The sequence below is a fragment of the Paraglaciecola arctica genome, assembly GCF_018861065.1.
Taxonomy (GTDB): domain Bacteria; phylum Pseudomonadota; class Gammaproteobacteria; order Enterobacterales; family Alteromonadaceae; genus Paraglaciecola; species Paraglaciecola arctica_B.
Window position 1 is genome coordinate 26,284 of the sequence record NZ_JAHKQO010000016.1, and the last position, 22,599, is coordinate 48,882.

General features: G+C 41.1%; 21 protein-coding genes. 5 read left to right on the forward strand and 16 right to left on the reverse strand.

Features of this window, described 5'->3' with window-relative positions:
- The first annotated feature begins 17 nt into the window (after positions 1-17).
- A complete protein-coding gene (locus tag KO534_RS06105) occupies positions 18-518 on the forward strand; it encodes a DUF2919 domain-containing protein (RefSeq protein WP_215928475.1) in 501 nt (166 codons plus the stop codon).
- A 14-nt stretch (positions 519-532) separates the two neighbouring features.
- On the opposite strand, the gene KO534_RS06110 is transcribed toward KO534_RS06105, so the two are convergent.
- Positions 533-946 (reverse strand): hypothetical protein, encoded by a 414-nt coding sequence (locus KO534_RS06110; RefSeq protein WP_215928480.1) that lies wholly within the window; start codon positions 944-946, stop codon positions 533-535.
- A gap of 180 nt (positions 947-1,126) precedes the next feature.
- On the opposite strand from KO534_RS06110, the gene KO534_RS06115 reads away from it, so the two are divergent.
- On the forward strand, positions 1,127-1,771 hold the full coding sequence (locus KO534_RS06115) for a hypothetical protein (RefSeq protein ID WP_215928482.1): 645 nt from the start codon (positions 1,127-1,129) through the stop codon (positions 1,769-1,771).
- Here KO534_RS06115 and tcdA read toward each other — a convergent pair.
- Complete coding sequence (gene tcdA, locus KO534_RS06120; protein ID WP_215928484.1) at positions 1,761-2,564, reverse strand: tRNA cyclic N6-threonylcarbamoyladenosine(37) synthase TcdA; 804 nt, start codon at positions 2,562-2,564, stop codon at positions 1,761-1,763. The genes KO534_RS06115 and tcdA overlap by 11 nt on opposite strands.
- Before the next feature lie 230 nt (positions 2,565-2,794).
- Between tcdA and KO534_RS06125 the strand changes: the two genes are divergently transcribed.
- The gene (locus tag KO534_RS06125; protein WP_215928487.1) at positions 2,795-4,216 is read left to right on the forward strand and encodes a mannose-1-phosphate guanylyltransferase/mannose-6-phosphate isomerase; all 1,422 of its coding nucleotides are present in this window, start codon (positions 2,795-2,797) and stop codon (positions 4,214-4,216) included.
- A 35-nt stretch (positions 4,217-4,251) separates the two neighbouring features.
- Positions 4,252-5,697 (forward strand): phosphomannomutase CpsG, encoded by a 1,446-nt coding sequence (locus KO534_RS06130; protein WP_215928489.1) that lies wholly within the window; start codon positions 4,252-4,254, stop codon positions 5,695-5,697.
- 69 nt (positions 5,698-5,766) lie between these two features.
- Here the strand turns inward: KO534_RS06130 and lipA are convergent, their stop codons facing one another.
- The 14 genes from lipA to leuS form a co-directional block, all read right to left on the reverse strand.
- A complete protein-coding gene (gene lipA, locus KO534_RS06135) occupies positions 5,767-6,729 on the reverse strand; it encodes a lipoyl synthase (protein ID WP_215928491.1) in 963 nt (320 codons plus the stop codon).
- A complete protein-coding gene (lipB, locus tag KO534_RS06140) occupies positions 6,722-7,369 on the reverse strand; it encodes a lipoyl(octanoyl) transferase LipB (RefSeq protein WP_215928493.1) in 648 nt (215 codons plus the stop codon). The genes lipA and lipB overlap by 8 nt, the downstream gene beginning before the upstream one ends.
- 19 nt (positions 7,370-7,388) lie before the next feature.
- Entirely contained in the window at positions 7,389-7,652 is a 264-nt protein-coding gene (gene ybeD, locus KO534_RS06145) for a DUF493 family protein YbeD (RefSeq protein ID WP_215928495.1), read from the reverse strand.
- 33 nt (positions 7,653-7,685) lie between these two features.
- Positions 7,686-8,858, reverse strand: a complete 1,173-nt coding sequence (locus KO534_RS06150; RefSeq protein WP_215928497.1) for a serine hydrolase — start codon at positions 8,856-8,858, stop codon at positions 7,686-7,688.
- A 219-nt stretch (positions 8,859-9,077) separates the two neighbouring features.
- Positions 9,078-9,884, reverse strand: a complete 807-nt coding sequence (locus KO534_RS06155) for a septal ring lytic transglycosylase RlpA family protein (RefSeq protein WP_215928499.1) — start codon at positions 9,882-9,884, stop codon at positions 9,078-9,080.
- 7 nt (positions 9,885-9,891) lie between these two features.
- Entirely contained in the window at positions 9,892-10,890 is a 999-nt protein-coding gene (gene mltB / locus KO534_RS06160; protein WP_215928501.1) for a lytic murein transglycosylase B, read from the reverse strand.
- A gap of 62 nt (positions 10,891-10,952) precedes the next feature.
- The gene (rodA, locus tag KO534_RS06165; RefSeq protein ID WP_215928503.1) at positions 10,953-12,071 is read right to left on the reverse strand and encodes a rod shape-determining protein RodA; all 1,119 of its coding nucleotides are present in this window, start codon (positions 12,069-12,071) and stop codon (positions 10,953-10,955) included.
- Entirely contained in the window at positions 12,071-13,999 is a 1,929-nt protein-coding gene (mrdA, locus tag KO534_RS06170) for a penicillin-binding protein 2 (protein ID WP_215928505.1), read from the reverse strand. Before mrdA ends, rodA begins: the two co-directional genes overlap by 1 nt.
- A gap of 2 nt (positions 14,000-14,001) precedes the next feature.
- Positions 14,002-14,472: a 23S rRNA (pseudouridine(1915)-N(3))-methyltransferase RlmH gene (rlmH, locus tag KO534_RS06175; RefSeq protein WP_215928507.1), complete on the reverse strand. Its 471-nt coding sequence runs from the start codon at positions 14,470-14,472 to the stop codon at positions 14,002-14,004.
- Between the two features lie 4 nt (positions 14,473-14,476).
- Complete coding sequence (rsfS, locus tag KO534_RS06180; protein WP_215928509.1) at positions 14,477-14,794, reverse strand: ribosome silencing factor; 318 nt, start codon at positions 14,792-14,794, stop codon at positions 14,477-14,479.
- 47 nt (positions 14,795-14,841) lie between these two features.
- Positions 14,842-15,513, reverse strand: coding sequence for a nicotinate-nucleotide adenylyltransferase (gene nadD, locus KO534_RS06185; RefSeq protein WP_215928511.1), 672 nt, complete (start codon positions 15,511-15,513; stop codon positions 14,842-14,844).
- A gap of 7 nt (positions 15,514-15,520) precedes the next feature.
- Positions 15,521-16,558, reverse strand: a complete 1,038-nt coding sequence (holA, locus tag KO534_RS06190; protein ID WP_215928513.1) for a DNA polymerase III subunit delta — start codon at positions 16,556-16,558, stop codon at positions 15,521-15,523.
- A complete protein-coding gene (lptE, locus tag KO534_RS06195) occupies positions 16,558-17,052 on the reverse strand; it encodes an LPS assembly lipoprotein LptE (protein ID WP_252731988.1) in 495 nt (164 codons plus the stop codon). The genes holA and lptE overlap by 1 nt, the downstream gene beginning before the upstream one ends.
- A gap of 46 nt (positions 17,053-17,098) precedes the next feature.
- On the reverse strand, positions 17,099-19,702 hold the full coding sequence (leuS, locus tag KO534_RS06200; protein WP_215928517.1) for a leucine--tRNA ligase: 2,604 nt from the start codon (positions 19,700-19,702) through the stop codon (positions 17,099-17,101).
- Between the two features lie 390 nt (positions 19,703-20,092).
- On the opposite strand from leuS, the gene KO534_RS06205 reads away from it, so the two are divergent.
- Entirely contained in the window at positions 20,093-22,480 is a 2,388-nt protein-coding gene (locus tag KO534_RS06205; protein WP_215928519.1) for a Lon protease family protein, read from the forward strand.
- Positions 22,481-22,599 lie beyond the last annotated feature (119 nt).

Below are 22,599 nucleotides of genomic sequence, written 5' to 3' on the forward strand. Positions count from 1 at the left end.
TATATCAACCCAAAGCAATGAAGATTTTACTCCCCCTAAAATATTACGATGAAGCTGGTAGAATAAAACCAGCTGTCTCACTGTATATTTGTATTGGTTTTTTATGCCGAAGCCTACTGGTGTTAATAGGTTCAGTTTCTGTGCGAGAAAATGGTGAGCAGTTGTTAGCATTGTTTTACTCAAATAAACACTACCTTTATATCAGTCTAGCTATCGCTGTTCCGTCTTTCTTAACCTTATTGCTTTTGGGGTTTAGGGAAAAAATTTGGAAAGCAGATCGATGTTGGTTGTTTTCATCCATCAAACCATTATTAATTTTTTCAGTCCTAGCCGACTTAGGTTTACATGTTACTCTTGCTGTGGCTCACCATTGGCAATTTTCGTGGGTCATAGCGGTAACCTTGATGTTGGATGTACTGTTTTTTTATTTTCTACTTCGAGACAAACATACACAGATGATGTTGACGGACTGGAAAGATAATTTACCTGAAACGTCAACAGCCAAAACTGTGATTTAAGCACAATAGGTAAGTTACTGTAGATTGTTGGCTATTGCTTGGTCGTAATAGCTTCTGACACTAATTTGACTATCGTTTACCAGCCTTTGATAACAAATTCCGGCAAATGCATAGGTGCTGCCAGCATAGTTCAGTACAACGTAAGGAGCGTCAGGGTCGGATTCGTCATAAGTCCAATTACCACCGATTTTTTCGCGAAAAATTTCACCTACGTAAGCTCCGTAGATATTACAAATGGTGAACACTGCATTGGCCTCTAAGGCTTGAGCTTTATAGCGCCCCAACCAGCTTAATATAACGTCATCTACGAGATCGATACTTTCATCAGAGCCATCTAAGGTGATGTTAAACTCTTCTTCGGTAGTGGTAACCGCATTTTGTGCGCTATCTATCATTAATTCTGTCAATTCTGCCGATGTCATCTGCATTTTTTTGTCTCACTGTACTTTTTTGTAAGACTATTGTGTTGTTTATTAGCGAGTTTGTCGATTAGAAATATAATTTAGCTATGCTGGCCCCTGATCTACTATTAGCCGAGTTTCATTGATGATCCCTCGGCTATTATTGTCGTATAAAGAGTGACTAATCAAAAAAAGGTGTGATTGTTTTTGAAATACTCGTTTGTATTACCCTTAAGCGCGCTCATTGCTCTATCCGTGATATCTGCATTAGTCAGTTATGAACTGATACCTTCAGGCTTAGAATTACTGCAGAGCGTAGAGTCAAATTTTAAGGGGGGATTTTATCTACTCATATTATTGATTATTTTATTAGAGTCTATTGTCTACGTTGGATTTTATTTTCCTGGACAATTTTTTGCAGTGGTACTGGTAGTATTATCTAAACCTCAGCCACAGGATATACTTTTTTTAACCTTGGCCATGGTTATTGCTGCTACGTTAGGCTCAGGTGTTAACTACTTTCTAGGAAAATCCTTTGGTGAGGTGAAAACTAAACATCCCAAAGTAGTGTTGAAAAATTTGTTAGTAGCGATGATCCATATTAATTCACTGGCATTTTTTATGTTTACTCAAGGGGCTAACCAGCAGTCTCCCAAAGTGATACTTTGGGCAGGGGTGCTTAACTTGCCTTACTACTTACTGTTAATTTGGGGCACCTCAGTATTAAGCGAGCAAGTCATGCAAGTTGCAGAAAATACTTGGTTTTTAGCCATAGCCGTGGGTATATGGTTGGCTATAGCCCTGTTTTTGGATTTCAAAAAATGTAAATCAAAACCTGTCGCTACTGACTAATACTATTGTGTTTACTGATTAACTTATCTATGACTCTTGCTGAGGCAACAAATCCAAATGTAGCGGTAACTGCCACCGCCGCTCCAAAACCATTATTGCAATCTAGCTTAACACTACCATCTGTGAGTGTTTTGTTCATGCACACACTGCCGTCAGCCTGTGGGTAACGAAGTTGCTCAGTTGAAAATACACAATCAATGCCAAAACGACGTTTGGGATTAGTACTAAAGTGATAAAATCTACGTAATTCAGAACGCAATTTTTTTGCCAGTGGATCTTGGATGGTTTTGCTTAAATCTGTGACTGTTACTTGTGTTGGGTCGATCTGTCCGCCAGCACCACCTATGGTAATGATTGGTATTTTATTGCGTTTGCAATGGGCTACCATAGCGGCTTTTGCTTTGATGCTATCGGTAGCGTCTACAACGTAATCAAAGGAATGCGGGATTAATTCTGCTACATTGTCGGGGGTGACAAAGTCTTCAACAATCGATACTTGGCAGGTGGGATTAATTTGCAAAATTCGTTTAGCCATAGCGTCGACTTTTGCTTCACCTACTGTCTCTTGAAGTGCGTGGATTTGTCTGTTGGTATTGGTGATACAAATGTCATCTAAATCAATTAAAGTGATACGCCCTAGGGCTGTCCTTGCTAAAGCTTCAGCGACCCATGAACCGACTCCGCCAATGCCAACTACGCAGACGTGCGATTGCCTTAATATATCGGTACCTGATAAACCATATAGACGTTGGGTGCCGCCAAAACGTTGCTCAGATACTTGCTGCTGATCCATAAACTCACATTTCTAATACATTTCATTTAGAGAGGGATTATATCAGGGGAGCGGTAGATAACTCCAATGGAGTCTGGTAAGTTTTCTAGGGAAGATAAATCAATAGCGAATAAAGTCGTCTTGTTTGCTGTTGGTGATTGAATATGCCGCCAAGCTTTAATACTATTTAGAGCTATACACTAACAACAACGTTGTTTTAAGAAATAAAAATAATCAAAAAGGAATGTGAAATGAAACCTGTTGTTTTAGCTGGTGGAAGTGGAAGTCGTTTATGGCCTAAATCAAGAGCGGCCTTACCTAAGCAGTTTTTGAGTTTGACAAGCGACATGACTATGTTGCAAGACACTATTGCAAGGTTAGAGGGCAGCGATTCAGAGCAACCTATAGTGATATGTAATGATGCCCATCGATTTTTAGTTGCAGAACAACTTCGACAACAAGACATACAACACGGCGGTATTTTACTCGAACCTATGGGGCGTAATACCGCGCCGGCAATTGCTTTAGCAGCATTGCACGCTTCATTGAATGGCGAAGATCCCATTCTACTAATTTTAGCCGCCGACCATTTGATCAATAATACTCCGGAATTTCACAAAGCCATTTCTCATGCTGAAGTATTAGCCAAACAAGGCAAATTGGTGACTTTCGGCATAGTCCCAGACTCAGCGCATACCGGATACGGATACATTAAACGTGGTGAACAGGTTACTTGTGTAGACGTGGGGTTTGATGTAGCAAGTTTTGTCGAAAAACCTGATTTAGCCACGGCGCAACAATATGTAGATTCGGGCGAATATTATTGGAATAGCGGCATGTTTATGTTTAAAGCCAGTCGTTATCTGCAAGAGCTTGAAAAGTACGCGCCAGAGATGCTGGACATTTGTAAAAAGGCCATCGCGTCCGAGTCCACTGATTTAGAGTTTGTTAGAGTCGATGCCGATGTTTTTGGTACTTGCCCTGATGATTCTATCGATTATGCAGTCATGGAAAAAACCGACTCGGCTTGTGTGGTTCCACTTGATGCCGGTTGGAGTGACGTAGGCAGTTGGTCTTCGTTATGGGAAACCGCTAAACAAAAAGATATCAATAATAACGTAGTTATTGGTGACGCAATTCTTGACGGAGTCAGTAACAGCTATATTAATTCTGAACAACGATTGATTTCAGTTGTGGGTTTAGATGATGTTGTAGTGGTTGAAACTAAAGATGCCGTTTTGGTGGCACATAAAGATAAAGTGCAAGATATCAAAAATGTAGTCAATCAACTTAAAGCAGAACATCGACCTGAGTGGGAATTTCATCGAGAAGTGTTCAGACCTTGGGGGAGTTATGACTCAATTGATAATGGCGAACGTTTCCAAGTAAAACGCATTACGGTTAAACCTGGCGAGAAACTTTCTGTGCAGATGCATCACCATAGAGCCGAACACTGGATAGTGGTGTCAGGTACAGCAAAAGTCACTAATGGCGAGCAGACATTGTTGTTGTCGGAGAATCAATCTACTTACATTCCTATTGGTGTGGTGCATGCGTTAGAAAACCCAGGCCGTATACCACTTGAGCTGATAGAAGTTCAATCTGGTACGTATTTAGGTGAAGATGATATCGTGCGTTTTTCTGACCGCTACGGACGTGTTGAAGCGAAATAAACGCCCCTAACAATGACTGATACCTAAGAGAATTTATGAAAATTACTTGTTTTAAGGCGTATGACATACGCGGTAAATTAATCGAACAACTTGATGAGTCTATTGCCTATCGTATTGGGCGTGCTTTTGCACAATATATGCAAGCTAAAACGGTGGTAGTGGGGGGGGATGTAAGATTAACCTCAGAACCACTCAAGTTAGCCTTATCTGCGGGTTTGATTGACGGAGGGGCAACGGTAACCGATTTAGGTATGACAGGCACTGAAGAGATCTATTTTGCCACTAAACATCTTAGTGTTGATGGTGGAATTGAAGTCACAGCCAGCCATAATCCTATCGATTATAATGGATTGAAGTTAGTCAAAACTGACGCTCAACCAGTAAGCGGTGATACCGGATTATTTGCAATTCGTGATTTAGCGCAAACCTATACGACAGAAGATGTACAAGCTAGGCTAGAGTTTTATTCAGAAGGTTTAGTGAGTGAACAAGCTTTTTTACAAGGTGAGGCGTCTGTTAAAACCAATAAACTTCAGGATTCTGGTCGATATAAGCAGCTAAATAATATGCAGGCATATGTTTCTCACATGTTGTCTTACATCGACATCGACAATATCACCCCGTTAAAATTAGTGGTTAATGCAGGCAATGGTGCGGCAGGTGATGCATTAGATGCTATTCAAAGTGCCTTAGAGGCCGCCAGTGTGCCTATTGAGTTTATAAAAGTACACCATCAGCCCGATGGCTCTTTTCCAAATGGAATTCCCAACCCATTGCTACCAGAAAGTAGGGCAGATACTGCTAATGCGGTTATCGAAAATAACGCCAATATGGGCATTGCTTGGGACGGTGATTTCGATCGTTGTTTTTTATTTGATGAAAAAGGAGAGTTTGTCGAAGGCTATTATATTGTTGGTCTTTTGGCCAAAGCCTTCTTAGACAAAAAGCCAGGTTCAAAAATCATTTATGATCCAAGAGTCTATTGGAATACCGAGGATATCGTTTTATCAGCAGGTGGTGTACCCATAAAAAGCAAAACCGGGCATGCTTTTATCAAAGAACGAATGCGCGCTGATGACGCGATATATGGTGGTGAAATGAGTGCTCACCATTACTTCCGAGATTTTGCTTATTGTGATTCAGGTATGATCCCATGGCTATTGGTGGCAGAGTTGTTATGCACCACACAAAAAGCATTGTCACAGTTAGTCAAAGAACGTATTGAAGCCTTTCCTTCATCAGGTGAAATTAATCGAACATTGGCCGATCCCGATGTGGCTATTAAATCGGTATTAGAAAAGTACCAGTCTTCCGCGACATTAGTAGATTACACCGACGGAATTGGCTTAGAGTTTGGAAACTGGCGTTTCAACCTACGCAAATCAAACACAGAGCCTGTGGTTCGTTTAAACGTAGAATCTAGAGGTGACATTGCTTTAATGGAAGAAAAAACAACAGAGCTATTAGCGTTGTTGAAATAAAGGTTCGGTTTAGAATAAAAAAGGCCCAGCGAAATGCTGGGCCTTAGTTTATTTATTGAGAGCTAGAGGTTATTTCACTTCTTCACCAGCAGCTTGTTTATCAGCATGATAACTGGAGCGCACCATAGGGCCACAAGCAGCATGACTAAATCCTAATTCTTTAGCAACGTTATCGAGTTCATTAAATTCGTCAGGATGTACATAACGTTTTAATGGAAAGTGATGTTTACTGGGTTGTAAATACTGGCCTAGGGTTAACATTTCAACGTCGTGGCTGCGTAAATCTTTCAATACTTCTGCTATTTCGTGTTTATCTTCACCCATACCCATCATTAAGCCTGATTTAGTGGGAATATCCGGATGTTGCTGTTTGAATTTTTTCAACAAATCTAAGGACCATTGGTAATTCGCACCTGGGCGGCATTCTCGGTACAAACGTGGAATGGTTTCAAGGTTGTGATTAAATACGTCTGGTGGGCCTTTTTTGAGTATTTCTAGGGCCCTGTCCATGCGTCCTCTGAAATCGGGAACTAACACCTCAATTTTGGTGGCCGGACTATGTTCGCGAATAGCTGTTATGCAGTCTACAAAGTGCTGAGCGCCACCATCACGCAAATCATCGCGGTCCACTGATGTAATCACTACATACTTTAATTTCATCTCAGCTATGGTTTTAGCTAACTTGACTGGCTCTTCGGCACTTGGTGGTAGCGGTTTGCCATGAGCAACATCACAAAAAGGACAACGACGGGTGCAGATATCACCCAAAATCATAAAGGTCGCGGTGCCATGATTAAAACATTCGGCTAAGTTAGGGCAACTGGCTTCTTCACAAACAGAATGTAAGTTATTTTTACGCAAAGTATTTTTGATATGATCAATTTTGTCAGTATTACGTGGCAGTTTTATCTTGATCCACGAAGGTTTACGTAACATTTCTGCTTTTTCAGTCGGCACTATGGTAATTGGAATATGTTTAACTTTTTCGTCATCCCGAAGTTTCACTCCGGCTTGAGGGCGTGCGTTAGTCATTTAAGCCTTCTTTATATTCTGTTTTCATTATGCCTAATAAGGCACATAAGTTTTCAATCAGTTTACTGCCTGCTACATCTATAGAATCAGGGCCGTTAAATTGTGCGCAATCTACCATTTCCAGACCCGCATAACCACATGGATTTATCCGTTTAAATGGGCTTAGGTCCATATTGACGTTTAAGGCCAGTCCATGAAAGGAGCAACCTTTACGTATTCTTAAGCCAATAGAGCAGATTTTCTTACCGTCAACATAGACTCCAGGGGCATCTGCTTTAGGATAAGCACTTATTGAGTACTCTTTAAGAGTGTTAACCACACACTCTTCAAGCACAGTTACTAAGTCCCTTACGCCTAGTTTGTTGCGTTTTAGATTCAGTAATACATACATCATCTGTTGTCCGGGTCCATGGTAGGTGACTTGGCCACCTCTATCAACTTTGACCACTGGAATATCGCCGGGCATAAGTAAGTGTTCTTCCTTACCCGCTTGTCCTTGGGTGAAAACCGCTGGATGTTCCACTAGCCAAATTTCGTCGGCAGTGTTGATATCTCTGTTATTGGTGAAATCTTGCATCCCTTGCCAAATAGGCAAGTAGGGCTGACGGCCTAATTGTCTAATAATTAATTCAGCTGGCATAATTGACGGCAAATATTGTCTACAGTACCACTTTAACTAACTCTAACTTTGCAAGCTCAACATAAAGGGTTTCCATATGTTCTTTGCTAGTCACAGTTACACTGAGTGATATTGAGTGGTACGTTCCTTTTGAACTGGGTTTTACCTTAGGTGAATAGTCTCCTGGTGCATGGACTTGCAAGCAAGAAATAACGTCTTCAGGTAACCTTTCATGGGCAAGCCCCATTACTTTAAAGGTTTGCTGGCACGGGAAGTCCAGCAGTTCATCAAATTTAGTGTCCATATTTTTCTCGAAAACTCATAAAAGGGTGATTTATTAACTATCGATGCCAAGCTGTAATTTGACAAAATCAACCATGCGGTCGATAAATCCACCTTCTTTTACTTCTTGTAATGCAACTAATGGGTATTCGGCGACATCTTCACCTTCAATTTGCAAATACAATTTTCCGACGACTTCACCTTTAGAAATAGGGGCTTGAAGGTTTTTATCTAACTTAAAGTTAGCTTTCAAATTTTTGCTTTGGCCTCGAGGGATATTAATTGGGGTATCTTGTAAAATACCAAGGTCCACTGTTTCTTTGTCACCCATAAATATACGATGAGACACGAAACTATCACCTGCTTTATATGGGGTGATTGTTTCATAAAAACGGAAGCCGTATTTAAGTAGCTTTTTGTTTTCAACCTTACGGGCTCTCTCGCTGTCTGTACCCATCACAACTGAAATCAAACGCATGTCACCTTGATAAGCTGAGGTTATCAAGCTATAGCCAGCATCTGAAGTGTGACCAGTTTTGATACCGTCAACATTTAGGCTTTTATCCCACAATAGGCCATTGCGGTTGTATTGTTTAATATCATTGAAAGTAAATTCTTTCTCTGCATAGATGGCGTATTCTTGCGGAACATCACGTATCAGCGCCGCTGACAAAATAGCCATATCTCGTGGCGTGGTGTAGTGCTGAGCGTCATGTAAACCATGGCTATTAACAAAATAGGTCTGAGTCATGCCGAGTTTGGTTGCATGCATATTCATCATGCTGGCAAAGGCTTCTTCACTGCCTGCTATATGTTCTGCCATTGCTACGCAGGCATCGTTACCCGATTGCACTATGATGCCGCGATTAAGGTCGGCAACTGAGATTTTTTTGCCTACTTCAATAAACATTTTTGAAGAATCAGGAAAGTTTTTAGCCCAAGCGTTCTCAGAAATAGTCACCATATCTGTTTCTTTGATATTGCCGTTGGCTAGCTCTATTCCTATTACATAGCTTGTCATCATTTTAGTTAAGCTTGCAGGGGGAATTTGAATGTCAGCGTTTTGTTCTGCAATAACATTACCGGTTTGGTAATCCATTAGTATAAAACCTTTGGCAGCGACACTTGGCGCAGGTGGGATTACCACAGCAGCAGAAACTGAAAAAGTGCATACACACAGGACTAAGCTGTTTATGAGAGAGCCGAAATACGTTTTTGGTTTAAGCATTAAACTACCGTTTTTGAAAATGTTATAAGAATAGATGTCAAAACAGCACCTTTTGAGACATAGTTTTGACCTTAAATTTTGCCCAGCAATATAGCACTTCGAGTGTTAAATTGCTGCCCAACAACTGATTAATCCTAATTAATATGGAAATTTTTGTCAGCTTCAAGGATGTGAGACTTAAATTTATACAAAAAGTTTAAGTTTATCTATGCAGTGGCTTCAATCTAAGTAAATTTTATAGGCGCCAGGATAGTCATTGCTTTTAAGTATGTTGAGCAATGTATCAGCTTCAAGCTCATTTGATATTGGCCCGAGATGCAATTTGTAAATACCTTTTTCAAATTTCGTTTGGTACGGACGCTCGTACAAAGTTGTTAAGGTTGCGGCTAATTTTTCTACACGGTCTTTGTTCTGTAAGGCGGCAACCTGAATAAAGAGTTGTTGATCGTTATTTGACTGTTTTTTAATAATGGGATTGCGACCTACAGTGATGTTGCCTTCTTGGTCAACGTGAATAACGTCGATTTTCACTTGTGCTACACCTGTCTTTAACATGTCGAGTTTCAGCGCAGCGGCATAGGATACATCTATTACTCGTCCTCTGTGAAACGGTCCTCTGTCGTTAACTCTAACTACTACTTGTTTACCATTTTTTAAGTTGGTGACTCTTACATAAGAAGGTAAGGGTAGGGTTTTGTGAGCGGCTGACATCTGGTACATATCGTAGGTTTCACCATTGGAGGTGAGGTGGCCGTGGAATTTTTGGCCATACCAACTGGCGCCACCTTTATCGCTGAATCCTTTTCCTGTAGTCAGTGGCTGATATCTAATCCCTCTAACGGTATACGGACGCATGTTAGCTTTTGCGTATGACTCGTATTTAGCCACGGCATCCAAACTTGTTACTTTTTTGGGGATGACCTTGGGAGCGGAATCTTGGTGTTGATAATAACGCCCTTTTGGGGCGCATCCAAAAACAGCGATCATTAATAACACGAAACCTAAACGATGACGAAGTGTTCTCATGGCTAAATTAATCGTCGATTCTAGCTATGGTTGCTGGGTTGAAGCCTTCTTTAAGTTGTTGGCTAAATTGAAATACTGCCATGGCATATAATGGACTGTGGTTATAACGGGTAATGACATAAAAGTTAGGTAACCCAACCCAATACTCTTTGCTGTTGGGTTGTTCAAACTCGAATAATTTAACACTTTCATCTTTGTTTAAATGAGTCTCTGCTACTGAGACGCCTGCCGCTTGAATTTGCGACCATTTATGAGTGTACTTCAAAGACTTTGATAACAACTTGGAATGTTGGCTTCCACTCACTTGTGCTTTAAATGCGATATCAGAGTTGGCTTGCCAACGATGCTTCTTGAAATAGTTTGCGACGCTACCTATGGCGTCATCAGGATTGTTTAATAGATCCCTTACCCCGTCTCCATCAAAATCTACCGCATAGTGACGATAACTCGAAGAGATAAATTGACCCCATCCCATAGCCCCAGCATAGGACCCCTTAAGCTCGGTGATTTCAAAATTCTCTTCTTTTGCAAGCAAAAATAACTGTTCTAGTTCGCTACGAAAAAATTTAGACCGAGGCGGGTAATGGAACCCTAAAGTAACCAGAGCATCGAGAACAGAGTATTTGCCAATATAGGTTCCATAGAAAGTTTCAACACCAATGATAGCGACAATAATTTCTGCTGGTACGCCGCTTTCCTGCTCAGCGCGAGCTAAGGTTGCTTGATGGGTTTCCCAAAACTCTAGACCTTTTGTTAAACGTTTCTCAGTTAGAAATATAGGATAATATTTATGCCAAGGTTTAGCCTCCCAAGGTTTTGCAATGGACTTGAGAATCGTTTCATTTTTATTGGCCTTGGCTAAAGTCGACTCAATTGTATCGCGACTAAATTGATGTTTTTCGACCATTAAATCAACGAATTGCTGTTGTAATTCCGATGGTGTTGCATGCACACCATAACCCGTGAGGAAAAGGCTTAATAACAAAACAGATCTAAACAAATGCATGGTTTCTCCTTATAGGTTAAGTCTTTTACTTAACTTAAATGCGTAGGGACTTCGAACCCTGATTATTCTCGCGACATAATTCTTTTTTGAGTACTAATGGCCATCAAAATACCAAAACCAGCTAACAGGGTGACCATAGACGTACCGCCGTAACTCACCAAAGGTAAAGGCACTCCAACCACGGGTAAAATACCAGAAACCATGCCCATATTAACAAAAACATAAACAAAAAATGTCAGGGTGATACTACCCGCTAAGATCTTGCTAAATGCATCTTGGGCCTTAACTGCTATTAACATGCCTCGAATCACAATAAAGGCATAAATTGCTAATAGTGCAACGACACCCCAAAAACCAAATTCCTCGCTGAACACAGCAAAAATGAAATCAGTATGGCGTTCTGGTAAAAATTCTAGTTGTGATTGTGTGCCTTGCAACCAGCCTTTTCCTTGGGCTCCACCAGAACCAATGGCTATTTGAGATTGAATAATATGATAACCCGAGCCAAGGGGATCAGATTCTGGATTGAGAAAGGTTAAGACTCTTTGTTTTTGATAATCCTTCATCAAAAAGATCCACATAATAGGTGTAAAAGCAGAGGTAGCAATCGCAACAAAAGAGATAAAGCGCCAACTCATACCTGCTAAAAACAAGGCGAATACGCCAGAACTTGCGATTAACAGCGAGGTGCCTAAATCTGGTTGACGAGCAATTAATAGAGTTGGAATGCCTACTAAAACAAAGCCCACTAGTATATGCCAAGTTTTGGGCGGCAAATTAAAGCGGCTGATATACCAAGCGACCATCATAGGTACCGCTAATTTCATTATTTCAGATGGTTGAAAGCGAAATACCCCTAGATCTAACCAACGCTGAGCCCCTTTACTAGACACCCCAATGACCAATACGGCAATTAACATGCCGACACCAATGACGTAAAAATAAACCGATAATTTTTGATAGGTCATGGTCGGAATTTGAGCCACAATCAACATCACACCTAAAGCCACCGCAAGGCGTGTTAGTTGCCTTTGAATTAGCCCTAAGTCTTGGCCGCCAGCAGAATAAATAGTGACCAGTCCTACCACCATCAGCACTAAAAGTCCTAATAATAGTAATACATCACAATGTATTCTATCCCAAAATGAACGGTTGTTTGGTGCCAGTTTGGTCCTAAGCATCAAGGTTGCACCTCGGCTTCTGTTGTCTCTGCGTTTTCTGATTCTTGCCCTAGATGCTCGATTACTTGATGTTCTGGAAATGTTTGGTCTCTGAAAAAATTATCCATCATTTTACGCGCAATCGGGGCCGCTTCAGCGCCGCCGTGGCCTGCATTTTCTAACACAACTGTGACCGCAATCTGAGGGGCGTCATAGGGAGCGTACCCCACATACATTGCGTTATCGCGGTTTTTCTTAGAGAGTTTTTCGGCATCATATTTTTCGTCTTGTGCGATAGTAACTAATTGCGCTGTACCTGTTTTTCCTGCTGATATGTAATGAGCACCTCTAAATGCTTTGCGCGCCGAGCCTTTTCGATTAACTGTTCCGTACATTGCATCTAATACGACATCCCAGTTGTGTTCGTCTTTCATCGCAATGGGGCGCCTTTCTCTTATTCCTTGTAATATGACTTCATCGTTTTGCATATTACCGCGGATAATCTGTGGGATAATACGTTTGCCTTTATTAACTAAAGTCACTATCGCCTGGGTAAGTTGAACCGGTGTCGCCGTCCAATAGCTTTGCCCAATTCCTATGTTGATGGTATCACCTATGTACCAAGGGCGATTAAATAAGGCTTTGACTATGCCTCTACTGGGCATGATACCATCCGCTTCTTCATGTAAATCAATACCCGTGTAATCACCAAAGCCAAATTCGTTCATACTTTCACTGATGCGATCTATGCCCAATTTATACGCCATATCATAGAAGTAGATATCACAGGATACTTCAATCGCTTTAGTTACATCCACCCAGCCATGCCCCCAAGGGTTATGGTCTCGCCATATTCGCTCAACATTTTTTAACTGGTATTTACCTGCGTCGTAAATACGACTCTCTGGTGTAATGACTTTTTCTTCGAGTCCCGCTAATGCCAATAACGGTTTAACGGTTGAAGCTGGGGGATATTGCCCTTGGGTAGCACGATTAAATAGTGGTCGGTCAGTGGTGAGTAATTTTTTATAATTTTTACTACTGATGCCATGTACAAAAAGGTTAGGGTCGTAGCTTGGACTACTATATAAAGCTAACACGCCTCCATCTTTGGGATCGATGGCAACGACTGTGCCTTTTTTGCCATCAAAGGCTTTTTCGGCTTCCAATTGCAAATTCATATCAATGTTTAAAACGATGTCTTGACCAGGTGTTGGAGGGCTGAAGTTCAAAGTGCGAATAATTCTACCTTGATTATTGACCTCCACTTCTTGAAAACCCACTTCGCCGTGAAGCATTTCTTCATGATATTTTTCTATGCCACGTTTGCCGATGTCGTAGGTGGCCGCATAGTTGGCTTCAAATCCCGCTTCACTGAGTTTCTGTAGGTCTTTTTTATTTATTTTCGCTACATAACCTAATACATGGGTAAGGGCGCTTCCATAGGGGTAGTATCGCGCTAACCTAGCTTCGACGGATACGCCTGGGTAATTATGCTGTTTTGCTGAAAATAGCGCGACTTCTTTAGGCGTTAGGCGGTTGACTAAATTAACCGGTTTGAAACGTCTATTCCCTTTTAAATCTTTATAAAAGTCACTGACATCCTCGTCATCGATTTCTAATAAATCACTGAGTTCTTGGATAGTGATATCTAGATCATCAATTTCTTCTGGGATAATTTGTAAACTGAATACCGGGCGGTTTTCGGCCAATAAAATGCCATTTCTGTCGTAGATTAATCCGCGGTTTGGCGCGACGGGTAGAACTTTTATACGGTTTCCGTTTGCCCGAGTTTGATAATCTTCAAAGCGACTGACTTGCAAATAATACAAATTTGTCAATACCATGGCGACCATCACAAAAACCACTAAGAGGCCAATAAAGGTGCGCCTTGCAAAAAGGTTGGCTTCCGCTGAATGGTCTTTGATGAGGATACGCGGATTAGGCAAGTTTATTCTCTATGATAGGGGTGATTGTTATTAATTGACCAAGCCCGATACAGACTTTCTGCAACAATGATGCGTACCAAGGGGTGAGGTAGGGTAAGGCTCGACAATGACCACTTTTGTTCCGCAATTTTTATGCACTCGGGAGCCAATCCTTCTGGCCCGCCAATTAATAAGCTGACATCTCTACCGTCCATTTGCCAGCTTTCCATGGTCTTGGCGAGTTTAGGAGTGTCCCAAGGTGCACCGGTTACTTCTAAAGTGACGACTCTATTGCCCCTTGGAATAGCAGCAAGAGTCAACTCACCTTCTTTTTGCAAAATACGTTTAATATCAGCATTTTTGCCTCGTTTCCCTGCGGCGATTTCGGTTAGTTGCAAAGGCATATCAGCAGGAAAACGTCTGCAATATTCTGAAAAACCTTGTTCAATCCATTTAGGCATTTTCATGCCCACTGCAATCATTTGTATACGCACAGACTTAGGCCCAGAGTTTTTCCAACTGATAGAAATCTCGAGCTTCGTCTTGCATTACATGCAAAACCACATCACCTAGGTCCACTAATACCCAATCGCCAGTTTCTCGGCCTTCAATACTCAAAGGTGCACTACCAGCTTGTTTGGCTTCAACTACCACATTTTCGGCAATCGAAATAACATGACGTTTAGAGTTACCTGAGCAAATTACCATAGTTTCGGTAACTGAGGATTTTTCAGCGACATCAATATCGATTATGTCGCGGCCTTTTAAGTCTTCGACTTTTTCTATTACAAACGCTTTTAATTGTTGGTGATCCAAAGGTTTTCCTTTTGGTTGAAATTTACACAGTATGAGTTTGACATAGTTTAACAGAAATCAGTATGTGGCTGATAGAGCTTATGGCGCTGAATGTAATCTAATATTTTAGAGGGTAAAAGTTTTTCAACTGATTGATTATTAAAGATTTGTTTTCTTATTTCAGTGGATGACACTGTTAAAGTTTGGGTATTGGCAAGGTAAATATATCCAGCGAGACTATTATGCAACGCAATCGGATCGGTTACTTGTCTCTTTTTTAACAGTGTTTGTAGCGCGTCTGAATAGGTATTTATAGCGTTTAAGGTTTCTCCGTCGCGACTACATACAACAAAATGACAGAGCGAAAATAGTTTTTCCCAGTTGTGCCAAGTAAACAAGTTTTGCAACGAATCTGTGCCTATGAAGAAACACAGTGGAGTTGTGGGCATCGATTGGCGTATTTCTGTTAAGGAGTCGACGCTAAATGTGGGTTTGCCACGATTAATATCTCTCGAGTCAGCATAAAAAAGAGGATACTGGCCGCAAATTAATTTCACCATCTTGAGCCTGTCTTCGCTACTAGCTGTGGCAGGATCTTTATGACTGGGAATATAACACGGCATTAAGGCAATCTTTGTAATATTGGTCTTTTCTGCAGCCTCTATTACAGGAAATATATGCCCATTGTGAATGGGGTCAAATGTACCGCCAAAAATACCTAAAGGAGGAGTAAGTTTCATGAACACACTAGTCTAAAGAGCCATAATCTAGAGGCAAGTTATGCAACGAGCATGGGATAAATAATAAACATAAATGGCACAGCTCCACATAAGGACGAACTACCTGAGATTGTTTAATTGCAATATCAAACTCAGTGAGTTTTTGTTGTAACGCCTGCATATGCTCTAAGGATAACCGCTGTAATGCTGAGTGATAAAAAGGTTGCCTATTTTTCCAAATACGATGTTGATTCCAATTGATTGTTTTACCCTGTTGGCGCTCGAATAATAAAGATTGCAGAGTTTGCCACTCGCGAGTTAATGCCCACACGATAATATTAGGTTCTACGCCTTCGCTTTCCAAACGATAAAGCATTTTGATCGCCTTTTGCGCTTCTCCTGCGAGCAATACGTCGATTAAATGAAACACAGTAAACCTAGATTGATCGACTACCGCTTCTTCAACTTGCTCTAAGCTTGGGTTACCTTGTGGATAGAGCAATATCAATTTTTGAATCTCTTGCTTGGCAGCAAGTAAGTTACCTTCACAATAGTCGACTAACAATTGAGAAATTTGTTGTGATGGCTGCATGCCTGCTTGTCGCATTTGGTTATTTAACCATTGATACAGGGCATTGCCCTCCAATGGGTAACAAGGTACATAAATCCCTTGTTTATCCACCGCTTTAAACCATTTTGTGTTTTGAACATCTTTGCCAATCTTGCCTCCGTGTATCACTATCAATACATCGGGGTTAACGTTTTGTGCGATGGCAGCTAAAACTTTACTTCCTTCCGCTCCAGGTTTTCCGGTGGGTAACTCAAGCTCGATGAGCTGTTTATTTGAGAACAAGGATAAGGTTTGTGTGGCTTCAATTAGCGTATCCCAGCTAAATTGCTGGTCAACTACTAAAGATTGGCGTTCATCAAAACCTTGGGCAAGCGCAGCAACTCTAATGATTTCTATACATTCAAGTTTCTGTTGAGGTTCATCACCAAAAATTAGATAAAAGGGTTTCAGTTGCGCAGACGCGTCAACACTAAATCGGTTTGGATAAACCTGCATTAGTCACCTTTTGTTTGTCGCCAGCTACTATGAGAACTGGCTATTTGACGAATGATACGATTGGCGGCTTCTTGACGCATTTCGTTTTGGATTAAGTCCAATTCACGTGACTTTGCTAATACAGCATCAGGGTCGTCTTGATATTCTCTGGTGACATCGAACTCCATTTCTTGAGGATCTTGAGCGGGAAATTGGATTTGATATTTTATGGTGTACACCAATTCATATTCCGCAACTTGGCCCGTCGAAAATAACGACAACAAACGCCTTTCAAGTTTGTCTGAGGTTAAATAAACAATCGCATCTATTTCTGATTCGAGTTGACCAACACTGGCTGTGTTATCCAAAACATCGATTTTATAACCTTGAAGTTGTTTCCATAACACGCGATAAAGAGGCGTGTTTTTCTGAATGGCCAATAATTGCAGTTGTTCGATTCCAACCGGAAGACCATAGTCGCCACGTAACTTAAACCCACATCCTGCTATTGACATTACAATAGCAAGGACGCAGATTTTTAAGCCTAAGGTTTTGAACACCTTAATTTGCCACTATGTTGAGTAATTTACCCGGTATATAAATAACTTTGCGGATAGTTTTGCCGTCTATATGTTGCTGCACATTTTGTTCAGCTAAGCCTAAGCTTTCGACTTGTTCATTTGTAGCGTCTGCTGCAACTGTTATTTTAGCTCTGACTTTGCCGTTTACTTGTACAACAACCAGTTTTTCATCTTCAACCATAGCGTCAGCTTCAGCCACAGGCCAAGGAGCGGTTTCAACTTCATTAGAATGACCTAAGTCTTTCCACATCACATGACAAATGTGCGGAGCGATAGGCGCAAGTAGCAATACCATTGCATTTATACCTTCGCGCATAACCGCTAAATCTTGTTCAGATGTTTTATCTGCTTTTTGTAAGTGATTAAGCAATTCCATTGTGGCAGCAACAGCGGTGTTAAAGGTCTGACGACGACCAATATCATCACTGACTTTTTCTATGGTTTTGTGAATTAAACGTCTAAGTGTTTTTTGCTGGCCAGATAAATTGGCTTTATCCACGGCAACTGTTTCACCAGCTTCGATATGCTCTTGTACTAGCGTCCAAAGGCGTTTTACAAACCTATGGGCACCTTCAACTCCAGAGTCTATCCATTCCAACGTTTGTTCTGGAGGAGCGGCAAACATGGTAAACACACGAATGGTGTCTGCACCGTATAAATCAATAACTTGTTGTGGGTCGATGCCATTGTTTTTGGACTTTGACATTTTGATCATGCCGTGATGAATAACATCTTGTCCGTCTGATCTTAATACCGATTTGATAATCCGACCTTTATCATCCTTTTCACTGACTACATCAGCAGGGGAATACCAGACTTTTTTCCCTGCTTCGTCTTCACGGTAAAATGAATCGGCTAACACCATTCCTTGACACAATAAACGCTTGTAGGGTTCGTCAGATTGGACTAAACCTTCATCACGCATCAATTTGTGGAAAAAGCGTGAGTACAACAAATGTAAAATAGCATGCTCAATACCGCCCACGTATTGATCTACAGGTAACCAATAGTTAGCTTGCTGTGGATCTAGCATAGCTTGCTCATTTTGAGCACTACAATAACGTGCGTAATACCAAGATGACTCCATAAAGGTATCAAAGGTATCGGTTTCCCGTAATGCTGGTTGCCCTTCAAATTCGGTTTTTGCCCATTCAGGATCGGCCTTGATGGGAGAAATAACGCCGTTCATCTGTACGTCTTCTGGCAACTCTACAGGTAATTGGTCACTAGGTACGGGAACCGAATCACCATTTTCTAAATTTAACATTGGGATTGGGCTGCCCCAATAACGTTGTCGCGATACACCCCAGTCACGCAAGCGGTAATTGATTTTCTTGTTACCCTTACCTTGATCACTGAGTGATTCGGCAATTTTTTCAAACGCCTGAGCTGAATTCAGACCATCAAACTCACCTGAATTTATAAGTATGCCCTTTTCAGTGAAGGCCGCTTGTGAGAGGTCACACTCGATAGTGTTTTGCTCATCACCTTTAATCACTTGTTTGATTTCAAGGCCATATTTAGTGGCAAACTCCCAATCACGTTGGTCATGACCCGGTACCGCCATCACTGCGCCTGATCCGTATCCCATAAGCACAAAGTTAGCTACCCAAACTGGAACTTTGTCACCGGTTAGTGGGTGAACTGCGTAATAACCCGTTGCACAGCCCTTTTTCTCCATGGTGGCCATGTCAGCTTCGGCTACTTTGGTGGTTTTACATTCTTCGATAAATGCAGCTAAATCATTGTTTGATTTAGCTGCTTCTAAGGCTATGGGATGTTGCGCGGCTACTGCTACATAAGTTACACCCATTAAAGTGTCTGGGCGTGTGGTGTACACCTCAAAATTATTTTGTTCAGCAACCGTGGCTTCTAGTTCGAAGGTTATTTCAACGCCTTCTGAACGACCAATCCAATTTTTTTGCATGGCACGAACTTGCTCTGGCCATTCTTCTAACTGCTCTAAATCGTTGACCAATTCTTCTGCATACTCGGTGATTTTTACAAACCACTGAGGAATTTCTTTTTGCTCAACTAATGCGCCAGACCGCCATCCACGGCCATCAATTACTTGCTCGTTGGCAAGCACAGTGTGGTCCACTGGATCCCAATTGACGGTCGCATTTTTCTTGTACACTAACCCTTTCTCGAACAAACGCGTAAAAAACCATTGTTCCCAGCGATAATATTCTTTTTTACAAGTGGCGATTTCGCGATCCCAGTCGTAACCAAATCCCAAGGTTTTTAATTGGGTTTTCATATACTCAATATTTGAGTAGGTCCACTTAGCCGGTGCCGTATTATTGTTAATAGCAGCATTTTCAGCTGGAAGGCCAAACGCGTCCCACCCCATAGGTTGAAGTACGTTTTTACCTAACATCCGTTGATAGCGGCTAATTACATCTCCAATGGTGTAATTACGAACGTGACCCATGTGTAAACGACCACTAGGGTAGGGAAACATAGAAAGACAATAAAATTTTTCTTTACTTGGGTCTTCTTGCGCTTTAAACGTTTGTTGGGTTTCCCAATAGGCTTGAACCTCTTTTTCTATTTCTTGAGGTTGATACTGTTTTTCGGCCATTAACAAAGATTTCCGTGACTAGTGGGATAAGGTCAAAACAACCTTAAACTATGAGATAAAATTTAGCTTGTTAGAATACCTTAGCGTATCCCATGCAAACAATAGTAAATGCGTGATAAATCCAGCTTATTCAGAATTTTTTTTATGTATTGAGTCATTTATTTTTAAATGAACAATATTTAGGCGGTGAACGGCGTATTTGAAAGACGTGGATGAACGGCATAGTTGAACGGCTTAAGTGTACAGAATCGAGAACTCAGTCGTAATTGTACTAAAAGTAGTCACATATCCAGATTATATTGGATTCTTTTCGTATCTGTTTGACAGCCTGATGAATACAGGTTTCACTAATTGATATATTCCTAATTTGTTGTAATTAAGTCTTTTAACATGCAAAGCAAATATGCCTTACACCTGCAGCAATTGACTGCAAAACCTAGCCGGCGTTTGATTAATCAAGCACTAAAAGATGAGCAGGCGTTGAATTCCACTTTTATTGGACAGGATAGGGCGCGTGACGCATTGTCTTTTGGATTGGGCATAGAAGCGCGTGGTTATAACCTCTATGTGATGGGTGAACAAGCCACTGGACGTTTTACTTTAGTTCATGAATTTATTGATAAATATGTGAGTAAAACCGTTACCCCTGATGATTGGTGTTATATCAACAACTTTGAAGATGAGCGCGAGCCTTATTCTTTAAAGTTGGCAGCAGGGGAAAGTAAAAAACTGGTCAAAGAAATGGAAAATCTTGTTGATGAGTTGTTAGACACTTTTCCGGCAGCATTTGATAACCCAGGATACCAGCGTAAAAAGGCCGCTATCACTCGTGAATTCGACCAAGGTTACGACAAGGCTATTGATGATGTTGAGCAACAAGCGTTGCAACATAGTATCGCCTTGTGTGAAGACGCCGGTACTATTTCTTTTTCGCCGATTATCAATGGTAAAACCGTTTCAGACGCTGAATTTTCCAACGTTTCCGACGAGCAAAGGCAACACTATTACCAATTGATTGATGAGCTTGAAGATAAATTAAGCGAAGCCTTAATTGAATTGCCAAAATGGAAACGAGCGACAGCTGAAAAGCTCAGGACATTAAAGAAAGAAACGGCAGAGCAGGGGATCAAACCTTTGCTAAAAGATTTAGAACATAAGTATTCTTCTGACTTGGCCATTTTGAAATTTTTGCGACAGCTTAAGCCCCACTTAGTGGAAACTGTAGTGGAAATATTAGCGGATGATAAAAAAGACGATAAACATGACGAATACGATAAACGTTCCATTTTAGAGGAACAATATTTACCTAATGTTATTGTCTCCCACGAGTTAAACAGTGGGTCTCCAGTGATTTACGAAGCTAATCCTACCCATCAAAATTTGTTTGGAAGAGTCGAATATACCAATATTCAAGGTTCGGTATTTACCAATTATCGGATGATCCGTCCAGGCGCAATGCATAAAGCGAATGGTGGGTATTTACTGCTAGACGTAGACAAATTAATAGAGCAACCCTATGCCTGGGAAACACTTAAGCTAGTGCTTAAGTTTGGTTCATTAAAAATGGACTTACCACAGCACGATGTAGGAATGGTTAATTCTATTACTCTCAATCCACAGCAAATACCTATTGACGTTAAAGTTATTTTGTTAGGGTCGCGAGATCTTTACTACACCTTGCAAGATTACGACGATGAATTTTATGAATTGTTTAGAGTATTAGTGGATTTTGACCACGAAATTCCACTAGACAAAAAAACGTTGTTTGATTTTGTCGGACGCGTACGCATTCAAGTTCAAGAACTGGGTTTACAAAGTATCTCGGCAAAAGCTATGTACCGCCTTGTAGAATACAGTTTGCGGCTTGCAGAACATCAACAGCGTTTATCTGCACGTTTTTCAGATGTACTTGAGTTACTTCATGAGTCTGAATATTTTTGTCGACAGCAACAAACCCAAGAGCTTGATGTCACCCATATTGAGTCGGCTTTGGCCGCAAAAACTCACCGAACCGGTCGCGTAAGTGAAGCTGTTTTAGACGATATTAAACAAGGCCAAATATTGATCGCAACGCAAGGTCTAGACGTAGGTAAAGTCAACGGTCTAACTGTATTGGAAATTGGCGATAGTATGTTTGGTACCCCCGCACGTATTACTTCAACCGTTTACGCTGGTGCTAATGGTGTAGTGGATATTGAACGCGAGGTTGAACTGGGGCAGCCCAGTCATTCAAAAGGAGTCATGTTGTTAACAGGGTACTTGGGCCATAAATATGCGCAGTTATTTCCGTTAACCTTGTCAGCCAATATTGCTATTGAACAGTCTTATGGACACATTGACGGAGACAGTGCGTCATTAGCTGAATTAGTCGCGCTTATATCTGCGCTAACTAAGATTCCTGTACGTCAGGATTTAGCGATCACCGGTTCAATTAACCAATATGGGCAAGTGCAGTCTGTTGGCGGCGTAAATGAAAAAATTGAGGGGTTCTTTAAGCTTTGCCAACATCGTGGTTTGACTGGCACACAAGGGGTGATTATTCCCAAGTCAAACCAAGTAAATCTTATGCTTGATAAAGAAGTATTAGCGGCGGTAAAAGCTCAGAAATTCCATATTTGTGTAGTTGAAACTGTTGATGATGCCCTAACGTTGTTAATGGATAAGGAAGCGGGTGTGCATAATACGAAAGGCCGTTATCCAAAAACATCGATTAACTATATGGCAGTTTCTAGTTTGCTGAACATCGCCAACATTGTGGCTGGCGCTGATGATGATTAAGTTGATTAACCGACTAGGGTTCTAAATTGCCGCTTTAGATTGATTAATAGTTGTATCGCCAAAGCAACGCTTTGTTTGTCTAACAGTGAAATGGATTAAGAACCTTAAACTTTGATATT